Annotated in this window: 10 protein-coding genes; 5 read left to right on the top strand and 5 right to left on the bottom strand. The window is 70.4% G+C overall.

The genetic code is table 11. From position 1 onward, the window contains the following. Positions 1-5: 5 nt before the first annotated feature. From ACIOHG_RS35515 to ACIOHG_RS35500, 4 genes are all read right to left on the bottom strand, one after another. A complete protein-coding gene (locus ACIOHG_RS35515) occupies positions 6-551 on the bottom strand; it encodes a superoxide dismutase family protein (protein ID WP_400957210.1) in 546 nt (181 codons plus the stop codon). A gap of 171 nt (positions 552-722) precedes the next feature. After that, positions 723-1151 (bottom strand): type II toxin-antitoxin system VapC family toxin, encoded by a 429-nt coding sequence (locus ACIOHG_RS35510; RefSeq protein WP_400957207.1) that lies wholly within the window; start codon positions 1149-1151, stop codon positions 723-725. 51 nt (positions 1152-1202) lie between these two features. Further along, complete coding sequence (locus tag ACIOHG_RS35505; RefSeq protein WP_400957204.1) at positions 1203-2126, bottom strand: hypothetical protein; 924 nt, start codon at positions 2124-2126, stop codon at positions 1203-1205. 78 nt (positions 2127-2204) lie between these two features. After that, positions 2205-2726 carry a SigE family RNA polymerase sigma factor gene (locus ACIOHG_RS35500; protein ID WP_400957201.1) on the bottom strand — a complete coding sequence of 174 codons (522 nt, stop codon included), beginning with the start codon at positions 2724-2726 and terminating at the stop codon, positions 2205-2207. Positions 2727-3092: 366 nt separating this feature from the next. On the opposite strand from ACIOHG_RS35500, the gene acnA reads away from it, so the two are divergent. From acnA to ACIOHG_RS35475, 5 genes are all read left to right on the top strand, one after another. After that, positions 3093-5753: an aconitate hydratase AcnA gene (acnA, locus tag ACIOHG_RS35495; RefSeq protein WP_400957198.1), complete on the top strand. Its 2661-nt coding sequence runs from the start codon at positions 3093-3095 to the stop codon at positions 5751-5753. A gap of 137 nt (positions 5754-5890) precedes the next feature. Then, entirely contained in the window at positions 5891-7198 is a 1308-nt protein-coding gene (locus tag ACIOHG_RS35490) for a glycoside hydrolase family 18 protein (protein ID WP_400957196.1), read from the top strand. A 371-nt stretch (positions 7199-7569) separates the two neighbouring features. After that, positions 7570-8979 (top strand): N-acetylglucosamine/diacetylchitobiose ABC transporter substrate-binding protein, encoded by a 1410-nt coding sequence (gene ngcE, locus ACIOHG_RS35485; RefSeq protein WP_400957193.1) that lies wholly within the window; start codon positions 7570-7572, stop codon positions 8977-8979. Positions 8980-9057: 78 nt separating this feature from the next. Next, positions 9058-9990, top strand: a complete 933-nt coding sequence (locus ACIOHG_RS35480; protein WP_400712540.1) for a carbohydrate ABC transporter permease — start codon at positions 9058-9060, stop codon at positions 9988-9990. Between the two features lie 13 nt (positions 9991-10003). Continuing rightward, on the top strand, positions 10004-10942 hold the full coding sequence (locus ACIOHG_RS35475) for a carbohydrate ABC transporter permease (RefSeq protein ID WP_400957191.1): 939 nt from the start codon (positions 10004-10006) through the stop codon (positions 10940-10942). Between the two features lie 92 nt (positions 10943-11034). Here the strand turns inward: ACIOHG_RS35475 and pepN are convergent, their stop codons facing one another. Continuing rightward, on the bottom strand, positions 11035-13653 hold the full coding sequence (gene pepN / locus ACIOHG_RS35470; RefSeq protein ID WP_400957188.1) for an aminopeptidase N: 2619 nt from the start codon (positions 13651-13653) through the stop codon (positions 11035-11037). Positions 13654-13656 lie beyond the last annotated feature (3 nt).

Below are 13656 nucleotides of genomic sequence, written 5' to 3'. Positions count from 1 at the left end.
GAAGGTCAGAAGTCGACGTCCACGCAGGCCACCCGCTCGGCCGGGGCGTGCCGGCCGGCGGGGGTGCCCGCGTGCAGGACCAGCGAGTGCGCCTCGCCGGGCCGGAACTGCCAGGGGACGGTCGTGGAGGCGGCCGCCGCCCCGCCCGGGTCGGTGCGCAGCGTCATCCGGAGCTCGTTGTCGGCGGCGTCCGAGCCCGCGACCTGCTGGTAGTGCGGCCCGGAGGCGGCCGGGTCGGCGCCGCAGGCCCCGGTGTGCACGTGCGCGGGGAACTCGTGCGCCCCGGCCACCCCGGAGAGCTCGACCGAGACGACGGTGCGCCCGGCGGCCCGGCCGACGGTGACCCGGACCTGCGCGCCGTACGGCACCAGGTCGGGCGCGTGGGTGATCGCCCGGGCCGGGACGATGCCGTTCGCCCGGTCGAACCGGGCGTCCACCACCCGGTCGGTGGCCGACCCGGCGGACCCGGCCGGGCCCTCGGCGCCGGGCGGGCTGATCGGCAGCAGGGCGAGCGGCACCAGCAGCGCGCCGGTGGCGGGGGACAGGAGCATCGCGGACCTTCCGACGGGCCGTCAGGGAACACCGCCCACCGTGGCCGCCGACCCGGCCGCCGCGCACGCCGCCGTGCCGCACCGCCGCGCACAGTCACCCGTACGGGAACACCCGCCCGGCCCGCGCTGCCGCACCAGTTCGACGGCCCGCCGCCCCCGCCCTCGGGCGGGTCAGCCGGCGGCGGGCCCGGCGGCCCGGTCGGCCGGGGCGATGCCGCGGATCTCGCAGCGCGGCCCGGTCGCCCGCATCAGGCGCAGGTCGGCGGTGACCAGCGCGGCGCCGTGCCGCTCGGCGACCGCCACGTAGGCGGCGTCGTCGGGGGTCAGGTTGTCCTTGAGCTCCCAGATCCGGTCGAGCAGCGGGGCGACCGGCACCTTCCGGATGCTCAACTCCGGCAGCTGCCGGGCGAGTTCGGCGACCCGCTCGGCGGTCAGCTCCTTGGCCAGGTACAGCCCGCGCAGCGACTGCATCACCTCGATCAGCACGTGCTCGGGCGCCACCCACTCGGGGTCGGCGGCCAGTTCGGCCCGCGCGGCGTCACCGCGCGGCCCGGCGTCGGAGAGGAACAGCACCACGGCGGAGGCATCGACCACGATCACCCGCCCACCGTAGTCCGCGGCCCCGCCCCGCCGGTCACCCGGGCCCGCCCCTCAGGGCGAGACGCCGCCCGTGCCGCTGCCGTTCCAAGCGCTCCCGGTCGGCGTGCCGGCCCCCGGCAGCGGCAGGCCGCCGATCGGCAGGTGGATGCTCTGCGGGTCGGGGTGGGTCTCGACCGGGTGCTCCTTCCGGGCCTTCCCGGCCTCCTGCTCCGTGACCCAGGGGCTCCAGACCGGGTTCGTGGCGATCCCGGTCAGGGCCTGCCGGTCGAATCCCGGAGGGGTGTCGGCGGTGCCGGTGGCCTGCGCGATGATCCGGAGACCGGTCCGGTTCACCAGGTCCACCTGGTGGACGATCCGGTTCTTGTAGTCGCGCCCGGTGATGACCACTCCGACCGGGACGGAGCCGGACATCACGGGAGCGCAGTTGTCGACGGCCGGGTAGGTCGCGCAGTCGTAGCGGACCGCGAGTTCCGGGGCGGCGGGCGCGGGGTACTGCAGCTCGACGCCGACGGACGCCCACACGCCGTTCGACCAGACCGAAGCCTGCGTGATGGCGGCCACCGGACCGGGGCCCTTGAGGTTGGTGCTGAAGTCGTACGCCTCGCCGCGGTGCTCGAACGGGACGGCGGGGAGCAGCGGCAGCAGGGTCTCGTACAGGGTCGACGCGTCGGCGGCCACCATGCCCGGCGGCGGAGTGGTGGTGGGGAGCGGCGTGGCCGGGAGGGCGGGGCTCGGCGTGGTGGGGGCGGCCACGGTCACGGGGGCCGGGCCCGCACCGGGTCGCAGCAGCACGCCGCCGGTGACCGCGGCGGCCAGCACGGCGGCGACCGCGCCGCTGCGCACGACCCGGCGCCGGCGCCGGATCGACCGGCCCTCGGCGGCGGCGCCGGCGACCAGCAGCCCGAGGTCGGGCGCGGCGCCGCCGACCGCCCGGACGAAGACGTCGCTGACGTCGTTCAGCTCCTGTTCGGGCATCGGGGAGTTCTCGCTTTCTGTTCTGACGGTCGGCCCCCGGGGCGGGGGCGCACGGGCAGGAGGGGGTCGGGCGGGGGATCAGGAGGCGAGGGAGTCCAGGTGCGGGGAGAGCCGCCCGCGCAGCTTGTTGAGCGCGCGCAGCGCCCGGACCCGGACGGTGCCGGGGGTGAGCTGGAGCTCGGCGGCGGTCTCCTCGACGCTGCGGTCCTCCCAGTAGCGCAGCACGAGCACGGCCCGGTCCTTGGGCGGCAGTTCGGCGAGCGCGGCGAGCAGGGCGACCCGCAGGGCGGGGTCGTGGTCGGCGGCGGCCTGCTCCGGCACCAGGTCGAGCACCGGCAGTTCGGTGCTGCGGCGCAGCCGCCGGTGCGAGAGGTAGCAGCGGACCAGGACGGTGCGGGCGTACGCGGCGGGGCTGTCGGCGTCCCGGACCTTGCCCCAGGAGGCGTAGATCCGGGCGAGCGCGGTCTGGGTGAGGTCCTCGGCGAGGTGCCAGTCCCCGCAGAGCAGCAGCGCGGTGCGGAACAGCGCGGTGCCCCGGGACCGGGCGAACTCCTCGAACTCGCGCAACTCCTCGGCTGCCCTGCGCCGCCCCAGCACCACCTGTGTGCCCCCCGTCCTGTTCCTGTCCCGCCCCTGCACAGAACCCCTGCACAGAACAGGACGCGCGGGCCGGACGGTCGCGTTACAGGCTTCGGCAGAATCTTCTGTGGCGGGTGGTGCGCACGGGGCGGGTACCGGTTTGCGCGGTAGGACGTGCCGGTGAAGTGTGGGCAGGGCCCATGCACTATGGTTTATCTCGACATCGAGATACATTCCGCGTTACGCTTTATCTTGACGTCAAGATACTTGCCGAGAGGCGCGGGCCCCTGCGAGGGGTGCGGGCCTCCATCCTCGGCCCGGTAAGCGGCGGCAGTCAGGTTAGCTAAGGCTTACCTTATCACCGGGTGGACCAAGAAGGAGTCAGTCGTGTCCGCGAACAGCTTCGACGCCCGCAGCTCGCTGCAGGTGGGCGACGAGTCGTACGAGATCTTCAAGCTCTCCGCCGTCGAGGGTTCCGAGCGGCTGCCGTACAGCCTCAAGGTCCTGCTGGAGAACCTGCTCCGCACCGAGGACGGCGCGAACATCACCGCCGACCACATCCGTGCCCTGGGCAACTGGGACGCCGCGGCGGAGCCGAGCGAGGAGATCCAGTTCACGCCCGCCCGCGTGATCATGCAGGACTTCACCGGCGTGCCCTGCGTGGTCGACCTGGCCACCATGCGCGAGGCCGTCAAGGACCTCGGCGGCGACCCGGCGAAGATCAACCCGCTGGCGCCGGCCGAGCTGGTCATCGACCACTCCGTCATCGCCGACAAGTTCGGCACCCCGGACGCCTTCGTCCAGAACGTCGAGATCGAGTACGGCCGCAACAAGGAGCGCTACCAGTTCCTGCGCTGGGGCCAGACCGCGTTCGACGAGTTCAAGGTCGTTCCCCCGGGCACCGGCATCGTGCACCAGGTCAACATCGAGCACCTGGCCCGCACCGTCATGGTCCGCAACGGCCAGGCGTACCCGGACACCTGCGTCGGCACCGACTCGCACACCACCATGGTCAACGGCCTGGGCGTGCTGGGCTGGGGCGTCGGCGGCATCGAGGCCGAGGCCGCGATGCTCGGCCAGCCGGTCTCGATGCTGATCCCGCGGGTGGTCGGCTTCAAGCTGAACGGCCAGCTCCCGGCCGGCACCACCGCCACCGACCTGGTGCTCACCATCACCGAGATGCTGCGCAAGCACGGTGTGGTCGGCAAGTTCGTCGAGTTCTACGGCGAGGGCGTCACCGCGATCCCGCTGGCGAACCGCGCCACCATCGGCAACATGTCGCCGGAGTTCGGCTCGACCTGCGCGATCTTCCCGATCGACGCCGAGACCATCAACTACCTGAAGCTCACCGGCCGCAGCGAGCAGCAGCTCGCCCTGGTCGAGGCGTACGCCAAGGAGCAGGGCCTCTGGCACGACCCGTCGGTCGAGCCGGTCTACTCCGAGTACCTGGAGCTGGACGTCTCCACCGTCGTCCCGTCGATCTCCGGCCCGAAGCGCCCGCAGGACCGCGTGGTCCTGGCCGAGGCCGCGTCGAAGTTCGCCGAGGCGCTGCCGACCTACTCGGCCGAGGCGTCGAAGCCGACCGCCGTCACCGCCCCCGACGGCTCGACCTACGAGATCGACAACGGCGCGGTCGTGATCGCCTCGATCACCTCCTGCACCAACACCTCGAACCCCTCCGTCATGCTGGGCGCCGCCCTGCTGGCGAAGAAGGCCGTGGAGAAGGGCCTCACGGTCAAGCCGTGGGTCAAGACCACCCTGGCCCCCGGGTCCAAGGTCGTCATGGACTACTACGAGAAGGCCGGCCTGCTCCCGTACATGGAGAAGCTGGGCTTCAACCTGGTCGGCTACGGCTGCGTCACCTGCATCGGCAACTCGGGCCCGCTGCCCGAGGAGGTCTCCGCCGCGGTGAACGAGTCCGACCTCGCGGTGGTCTCGGTGCTCTCCGGCAACCGCAACTTCGAGGGCCGGATCAACCCCGACGTCAAGATGAACTACCTGGCCTCCCCGCCGCTGGTGGTCGCCTACGCGATCGCGGGCAACATGGGCGTGGACATCACCAAGGACGCGCTGGGCCAGGACGCCGACGGCAACGACGTCTTCCTCGCCGACATCTGGCCGTCCGAGCAGGAGGTGGCCGACGTGGTCGCCTCCTCCATCGACCAGGACATGTTCGCCAAGGACTACGCGGACGTCTTCGCCGGTGACCACCGCTGGCAGTCGCTCCCCGTCCCGACCGGCAACACCTTCGAGTGGGACGCCGAGTCCACCTACGTCCGCAAGCCCCCGTACTTCGAGGGCATGGCCAAGACCCCGAGCCCGGTGACCGACATCGCCGGCGCCCGGGTGCTGGCCAAGCTGGGCGACTCGGTCACCACCGACCACATCTCCCCGGCCGGCAACATCAAGCCGGGCACCCCGGCCGCGCAGTACCTCACCGAGCACGGCGTGGAGAAGCGCGACTTCAACTCGTACGGTTCCCGCCGTGGCAACCACGAGGTGATGATCCGCGGCACCTTCGCCAACATCCGCCTGCGCAACCAGATCGCGCCGGGCACCGAGGGCGGCTACACCCGCGACTTCACCCAGGCCGACGGCCCGGTGTCGTTCATCTACGACGCCTCGCAGAACTACCAGGCCGCGGGCATCCCGCTGGTGGTCCTGGCGGGCAAGGAGTACGGCTCCGGCTCGTCCCGCGACTGGGCGGCCAAGGGCACCGCGCTGCTCGGCGTGAAGGCCGTCATCGCCGAGTCCTACGAGCGCATCCACCGCTCGAACCTGATCGGCATGGGCGTCCTGCCGCTGCAGTTCCCGGCCGGCCAGAACGCCGACTCGCTGGGCCTGACCGGCGAGGAGACCTTCGAGTTCACCGGCGTGACCGAGCTGAACGAGGGCCGCACCCCGAAGACCGTCAAGGTCAAGGCGGTCGGCGCGGCGGGCAACACCGTCGAGTTCGACGCCGTGGTGCGCATCGACACCCCCGGTGAGGCGGACTACTACCGCAACGGCGGCATCCTGCAGTACGTGCTGCGCAGCCTGATCGGCTGATCCGGCACGTAGGACCCGGGAGGCCGGACCGCGCTCAGCGCGGTCCGGCCTCTTGTGTGTTCCCGGGCCGATGGACTAAACCTCTCCCTCAGCACATGGTCCATACCAATTGACGCTGAATCGGAGAGATTCACGGAATGACCAGACGCACATCGGCGGTCCTCGCGGCCGTGCTGATCGCCTCCTTCGCGGCCGCCCCGGCCCAGGCCCACGAGCAGAACCACCGGCTGACGGGCCAGCGGGTCGGCTACTTCACCCAGTGGGGTGTCTACAGCGGCTTCTCGGCCAAGAAGGTCCAGGACAGCGGCCAGGCCGGCAAGCTGACCGTCCTCAACTACGCCTTCGGCAACGTCTCGGCCGACGGCACCTGCTTCGAGGCCAACGGCGCCGGGGTGGGCGACGCCTGGGCCGACTACCAGCGCCCGGTGGGCGCCGAGGAGGCGGTGGACGGCGTGGCCGACACCGCCGAGCAGCCGCTCAAGGGCAACTTCAACCAGATCCGCAAGCTCAAGGCGGCCAACCCGCAGCTGCGCGCGGTGGTCTCGCTCGGCGGCTGGAGCTGGTCCAAGTACTTCTCGGACGCGGCGCTCACCGACGCCTCGCGGAAGAAGTTCGTCTCCTCCTGCATCGACCTGTACCTCAAGGGCGACCTGCCGCAGCTGGGCTCCGCCGAGGGCGGCGCGGGCGCCGGCGCCGGGGTGTTCGACGGCATCGACATCGACTGGGAGTACCCGGGCGGCGGCGGTGACGCGGGCAACGTGGTGCGCCCGGAGGACGGGAGGAACTACACCCTGCTGATGCAGGAGTTCCGCCGCCAGCTGGACGCGCTGTCCGGCCGCCGAGGCCCGCACTACCTGCTCACCGCGGCGGTGCCGGCCGCCGAGGGCAAGATCGACCGGTTGGAGGTCGGAAAGGTCGCCAGGTCGGTCGACTGGCTGAACCTGATGACCTACGACCTGCACGGCCCGTGGGAGGCCCAGGGGCCGACCAACCACGACGCCAACCTGTACCCGGACCGGGCCGACGCCTCCGGCCTGAAGCTGGGCGTGGACCGCACGGTGCGGGCCTACCTGGACCGCGGCCTGCCCGCGAAGAAGGCCGTGGTCGGCGTCCCGTTCTACGGCTACGGCTGGACGGGCGTGCAGGCCGGGCCGAAGGGCAACGGCCTCTACCAGAGCGCGACCGGCCTGGCCAGGGGCGGCAACCTGCCCTACAACAAGATCGTGGAGCTGCCGGGTACGGTGTTCACCGACCGTTCGCACGGGGCGACCTGGAAGTACGACGGCACCGAGTTCTGGACGTACGACACCCCGGAGCTGCTGACCCGCAAGGCCCGCTACGTCGAGCAGAACGACCTGGGCGGGGTGATGGCCTGGTCGCTGGACAACGACGACGCCCGGGGCACCCTGGTGGCCGCTCTGGACAAGGGCCTCCGGGACGACTGACCCCCGGAGGGGGCTCTTCCGCGCGCGGCTTCGCGCTCATGGTTCCCGAACCGTGATGCGCGAAGCTGCGCGTTTCTATGTTCAAACGAACATTAACGCGCTAGATTCGCGCTCGCGGGTGACGCGGACGCGCAATGTGAAGGGACCCTGCACATTGCACATGCTGCATCGCCGACAACGGTTCGACCGTCAGGTTTGTTATCGGACCCGTTGACTATTGCCGCTGGGTGAACAGTGGACTATACCTTTGCAGCATCATCACACCGCCTCTGACCGGCACCTTCGCCGCTGGGCACCTTCCGGGCAACGGGAGTTGACGCACTGTCAGCTCCGGTCCACATCTCTTCTGGAACTGAGGGGTTAGGGCACGCATGGGCTCTGCAACTGAGTACAACCGCCGCGATCTCTTCAAGCGCGCGGCCGCCATCACCGTGCTGGCGGCCGGTAGCAGCTCGCTGCTCGCGGCCTGCGCCGGCGGTACCGGCAGCAGTGGTGACAAGGGCGCCAAGGCGGCGGGCGGCTTCAACCTGAGCGACGCCAAGAACCCGTTCGGGGTCAAGGACGCCGACGGCCTCGAGGTCTTCATCTTCGACGGCGGCTACGGCAACGAGTACGCCAAGTCCTTCGAGGCGATCTACTCGAAGCAGTTCCCGGGTGCGAAGATCAACCACCAGGCCGACAAGGACGTCACCGGCAAGCTCCAGCCGCGCTTCAACGCCGGCTCCCCGCCGGACGTCATCGACGACTCGGGCGCCAAGCAGATGAAGCTCGACGTCCTCGCCGACTCCAACCAGCTCACCGACCTGGCCCCGCTGCTGGACTCGCCGTACCTCGACGACCCGACCAAGAAGGTCCGCGACGTGCTGATGCCCGGCACGATCGAGTCCGGCACGGTCAAGGGCAAGGTCTACAACCTGTCCTACGTCTACACCGTCTTCGGCTGGTGGTACTCCGGCAAGCTGTTCAAGGACAACGGCTGGACCGCGCCCAAGACCTGGGACGAGTTCATCACCCTGTGCACCCAGATCAAGGCCAAGGGCATCGCCCCGGTCGCGCACCAGGGCAAGTACCCGTACTACATCAACGTCGTCATGATGGACATGATCGCCAAGCAGGGCGGCCTGGACCTCATGAAGCGGATCGACTCGCTCGACGCCGCGGCGTGGGACGACCCGGCCGTGAAGACCGCCGTGACCGCGTTCTACCAGATCGTGGACAAGGACTTCCTGCTCCCCGGCACCAACGGCATGACCCACACCGAGTCGCAGACCGCGTGGAACCAGTACAAGGCCGCGTTCATCCCGTCCGGCTCCTGGCTGGAGAACGAGCAGCTGCCGACCACCCCGGCCGACTTCGACATGAAGTTCCTGCCGATGCCGTCGCTGGCCGGCGACAAGCTGCCCTTCGAGGCCATCCGCGCCGGTGCCGGCGAGCCCTTCATCGTCCCGTCCAAGGCGAAGAACGTGGCCGGCGGCCTGGAGTTCCTGCGCAAGATGCTGACCAAGGAGGCCTCGGGCAAGTTCGCCCAGACCGCCAACAGCCTCACCTGCCTCAAGGACGGCGTCGGCCCCGAGGTCCAGCTGAAGCCGGGCACCGCCTCGACCGTGGTGGCGCTGAAGGCCGCGGGTACCAACACCTTCAACTTCCAGTACCCGAACACCGCCTCCAAGTTCGACGAGGACCTGCAGAACGCCTCGGGCGAGCTGATGGCCAAGCGCATCGGTCCCGACGAGTGGATCAAGCGCGCCAAGGAGTCGGCCACCAAGAACAAGACCGCCTGATCACCGGTCACTTGAACACCGCACCGGGGGCCCCTACCGCCCCCGGTGCGTCTTCCTGACGGACAGGAGAAAGTGACCATGCGTCACGGCAAGTACCCCTTCATCGTGGGGTTCCTCTTCCTTCCGATTCTGCTCTACGTCGGGCTGGTGCTCTGGCCGTACGCGCAGACCTTCGGATACTCCCTGACCAACTGGTCCGGGGCGAGCCAGGAGATGGATTTCGTCGGCCTGGACAACTACACGAGACTCCTCGATGACGAGGTCTTCGCCGGCGCGCTCTGGCACAACCTGCTGCTGCTGATCCTGCTGCCGGTCGTCACCATCCTGATCGCGCTGTTCTTCGCCTTCATGCTGAACGTCGGCGGCAAGGGCGGCACCGGTGGCGTCCAGGGCGTCAAGGGCGCGGGTTTCTACAAGGTCGTCTTCTTCTTCCCGCAGGTGCTCTCGATCGCCATCCTCGCGGTGCTCTGGGGCGCGGTGTACCGCACCGACCAGGCCGGCCTGGCGAACGGCATCCTGATCAAGCTCGGCCTGGCCAGCGCGAACGACCCGGTGCAGTGGCTGTCCGACCCGGACATGGTCATGTGGTGCGTGCTGGCGGTGCTGGTCTGGTCCGGCGTCGGCTTCTACCTGGTGCTGTTCTCGGCCGCCATGCAGGGCATCCCGAAGGACATCTACGAGGCCGCCCTGCTGGACGGCGCCAAGCGCGGCCAGACCTTCTTCAAGATCACCCTGCCGCTGCTCTGGGAGACCGTCCAGACCGCCTGGGTCTACCTGGCCATCGTCGCCATGGACGCCTTCGCGCTGGTCTCCTCGATCACGCCCGGCGCCTACTTCGGCGGCGGCCCCGACCACCACAGCGAGCTCATCTCGACCTACCTGATGCGCAGCTTCCTGCGCAACGGCGAGGCGGGCTACGCCTGTGCCATGGGTGTGGTGATCTTCTTCTTCACCCTCATCCTGACCGTCGTCTCGCTCTGGGCCACCAAGCGCGACAAGATCGAGTACTGAGCGGGGACCGGACATGAGCACTCTCGACAAGACCGCGAGCGTCCCCGGTCAGCGCGCCGCCAAGCCGAAGCCGGACCGGAACCAGCGCTTCGGCGACGGCGGCGGCGTCCTGAACGTCTTCTCGCACGGCTTCCTGGCCATCTGGGCGGTCCTGATCGTCCTCCCGCTGCTCTGGGTGGTCCTCGGCTCCTTCAAGACCGACTCCCAGATCAACGGCTCCGCCTGGAGCTGGCCCGCGCACTGGGGCTTCGACGCCTTCTCCCGGGCCTGGTCCAAGGGCATCGGCGGCTTCTTCGCCAACACGATCATCGTGCTGCTGGGCTCCGTCACGCTGACCATGCTGCTCGGCTCGATGGCCGCCTACGTGCTGGCCCGCTACGAGTTCAAGGGCAACCGGTTCATCTACTACCTGTTCGTCGCGGGTTCGATGTTCCCGGTGTACCTGGCCCTGGTGCCGCTGTTCTTCATGGTCCGGAACCTCGGCGACGTCTCCTCGCTGCTCGGCCTGAACACCTACGGCGGCCTGATCCTGGTGTACGTCGCCTACTCGCTGCCGTTCACCGTGTTCTTCATGTACTCGTTCTTCCGCACCCTGCCGAGCGCGGTGCACGAGGCGGCGATGCTGGACGGCTGCTCGCACACCCGGACGTTCTTCCAGATCATGGTGCCGATGGCCAAGCCCGGCCTGATCAGCGTCGGCATCTTCAACGTGCTCGGCCAGTGGAACCAGTACATCCTGCCGGTCACCCTGATGCAGCAGACCTCGGCCGGCGAGGCCGACCACTCGATGCTCGCCCAGGGCCTGGTCAACCTGGCCCTGCAGTCCGGCTACAAGAGCGACGCCCCGGCGCTGTTCGCCGGCATGACGATCGCGATGCTGCCGGTGCTGGTGGTGTACCTGTCCTTCCAGCGCCAGGTGCAGGCCGGTCTGACCTCCGCCACGCTGAAGTGACGGGCTGACCCCAGAGCACCCGCAGCACATCCGCAGTACCCCCGCGCGTGGGGCAACTCCCTTTCCAGAGAAGGGAGTTGCCCCACTCTGCGTCAGTGGGCGTCGCACTCCTGGGCGCGCAGCGCCCGGGCCAGGTCGTCCCGGCACTCCAGCACCAGGCGGCGCAGCGCGGGCGCCGCGTCCGGGTGCCGCTCCAGCCAGTCGTCGGTGGCGGCCAGCGTCGCCGGCACGGTCTGGAAGCGCGGGAACAGGCCGCCGACGATCCGCATCGCGATCTCGATCGAGCGCTCCGCCCAGATCCGCTCCAGCAGCTCGAAGTACGGCCCGGCGTACGGAGCCGTCAACTCCCGCTGCCCGGCCCGGTTGAAGCCGGCGATCCGGGCCTCCACCAGGGCGTTCGGCAGCGCGTCGGAGTCGACCACGGCGCTCCACGACTCGGCCTTCGCCGCCGCGGTGGGCAGCGCGGCCAGGCAGCGGGTGTGCTGGCGGCGGCCGCCGGCCGTGTTGTCCTCGGCCAGCTCGGCGGCCAGCTCCTCGACCGTGGCGGCGCCGTTCGCGGCCAGCGCCAGCCAGAAGCTCCAGCGCAGCTCCTGGTCGACGGCCAGGCCGTCGATCCGGCCGGTGCCGTCCAGCAGGCCGCGCAGCAGCTGCAGGTGGTCGGCGCGGGTGGCGAGCTCGGCCAGGAAGCGGGCCCAGGCGAGCTGGTGGTCGCTGCCGGGCGCGGCCACCGAGAGCTCGTGCAGCGCGCACTCGGCGAGCGCGGCGGCCTCCTCGGCGCGGCGGGCCGGGTCGACGTACACCGCCAGCGCCAGGCCGGCCTGCTGGTGCAGCGAGAGCAGCACGCCGATGTTGGCCTCCTGGCCGGCGAAGCGCCGCACCAGGTCCAGGTAGTCGCGGGCGGGCATCAGGCCGTCCCGGGTCAGGTTCCAGACCGCGGACCAAGCCAGCGCCCGGGCCAGGCTGGGGGCGGGCAGGCCGTCCGCGACCGGGCCGTCGGCGAGGAGGCCCAGGCCGGTGCGCAGGGTCTCCAGCGAGTGCTCGTCGAAGCGGACCTTGCCGTACGTCAGGTCGTCGTCGTTGACCAGCACCAGCGCGGGCGCCGGGAGGCCGGCCGCCTCGGCGACCACGGTGCGGGCGCCGGTGACGTCCAGCTCGAAGCGGGCGGTGCGCAGCAGCGCCCCGTCCGGGGCCTGGTCGTACAGGCCGACCGCGATCCGGTGCGGGCGCAGGCCACGCGGCGGAGCCGCATCATCGGCCGGAGTGCCGTCCTGGCGGATCGCCAGCTCGGTGATCCGGCCCTCGGCGTCCCGGGCCACCTCGGGGGTGAGGGTGTTGACGCCGGAGGTCTGCAGCCAGGCCGCGGACCAGGCCCGCAGGTCGCGGCCGCTGGTCTCCTCCAGGGCGTCCAGCAGGTCGGTGAGCACGGTGTTGCCGAAGGCGTGCTTCTTGAAGTACCGGCGGGCGCCCTCGAAGAAGGCGTCCCGGCCGACGTAGGCCACCAGCTGCTTGAGGACGGCGGCGCCCTTGGCGTAGGTGATGCCGTCGAAGTTGAGCTTGGCGTCCTCCAGGTCGCGGATGTCCGCCGTGATCGGGTGGGTGGTCGGGAACTGGTCCTGCCGGTACGCCCAGGCCTTGCGCTGGTTGGCGAAGGTGATCCAGCCGTTCCGGAAGTCGGTGGCCTCCAGCTGGGCGAAGGTGCCCATGAAGTCCGCGAAGGACTCCTTCAGCCACAGGTCGTCCCACCACTTCATGGTGACCAGGTCGCCGAACCACATGTGCGCCATCTCGTGCAGGATCACGTTGGCGCGGCTCTCGTACGAGGCCTCGGTGACCTTCGAGCGGTACACGTACTCCTCGTTGAAGGTCACGCAGCCCGGGTTCTCCATCGCGCCGATGTTGTACTCGGGGACGAAGCAGCTGTCGTACTTGCCGAACGGGTACGGGTAGTCGAACGCCTCGTGGAAGAAGTCCAGGCCGCGCTTGGTGACGTCGAGGATCCGGTCGGCGTCGAAGTACGGGGCCAGCGAGCGGCGGCAGGTCGCGGCGAGCGGGATCTCCAGCACGGTGCCGTCGGCCAGTTCGCGCCGGTAGTGGTCGCGCACCACGTGGTACGGGCCGGCCACCACGGCGGTCAGGTAGGTGGAGATCGGCTGGGTCGGCGCGAACTCCCAGGTGCGGACCGGGCCCTCCTCGACCACGCGCTCGGCCACCGCGTTGGCGTACACGTCCCAGGCCGCCGGGGCGGTCACGGTGAACGTGAACGGGGCCTTCAGGTCCGGCTGTTCGAAGTTCGCGAACACCCGGCGGGCGTCGGCCGGCTCGTAGTGGGTGTACAGGTAGGTCTCGCCGTCCGCCGGGTCGACGAAGCGGTGCAGGCCCTCGCCGGTGCGGCTGTACGCGCACTCGGCCACCACCGTCAGCTCGTTGTGCGCGGCCAGCCCCGGCAGCGCGACCCGGGCGCCGTCGAACACCTCGGCCGGGTCCAGCGCCGTTCCGTTCAGCTCCACCGAGACCACCTCGGGGGCCAGCAGGTCGGCGAAGGACGCGGCGCCCGGGGCGTCGCAGGCGAACGAGATGCGGGTGGTGGAACGGAAGGTGGACCGATCGGCGTCGGCCGCCGCGCTCACGTCCAGGTGGACGCGGTAGCGCTCCACCCGGATGATCGCGGCCCGGTCGCGGGCCTCCTCACGGCTCAGGTTCTTGCCCGGCACGGC

It is taken from the genome of Kitasatospora sp. NPDC088134 (assembly GCF_044741705.1).
GTDB lineage: Bacteria > Actinomycetota > Actinomycetes > Streptomycetales > Streptomycetaceae > Kitasatospora.
The sequence above is the reverse complement of the archived record's forward strand: the minus strand, read 5'-3'. Positions and strand labels throughout refer to the sequence as shown.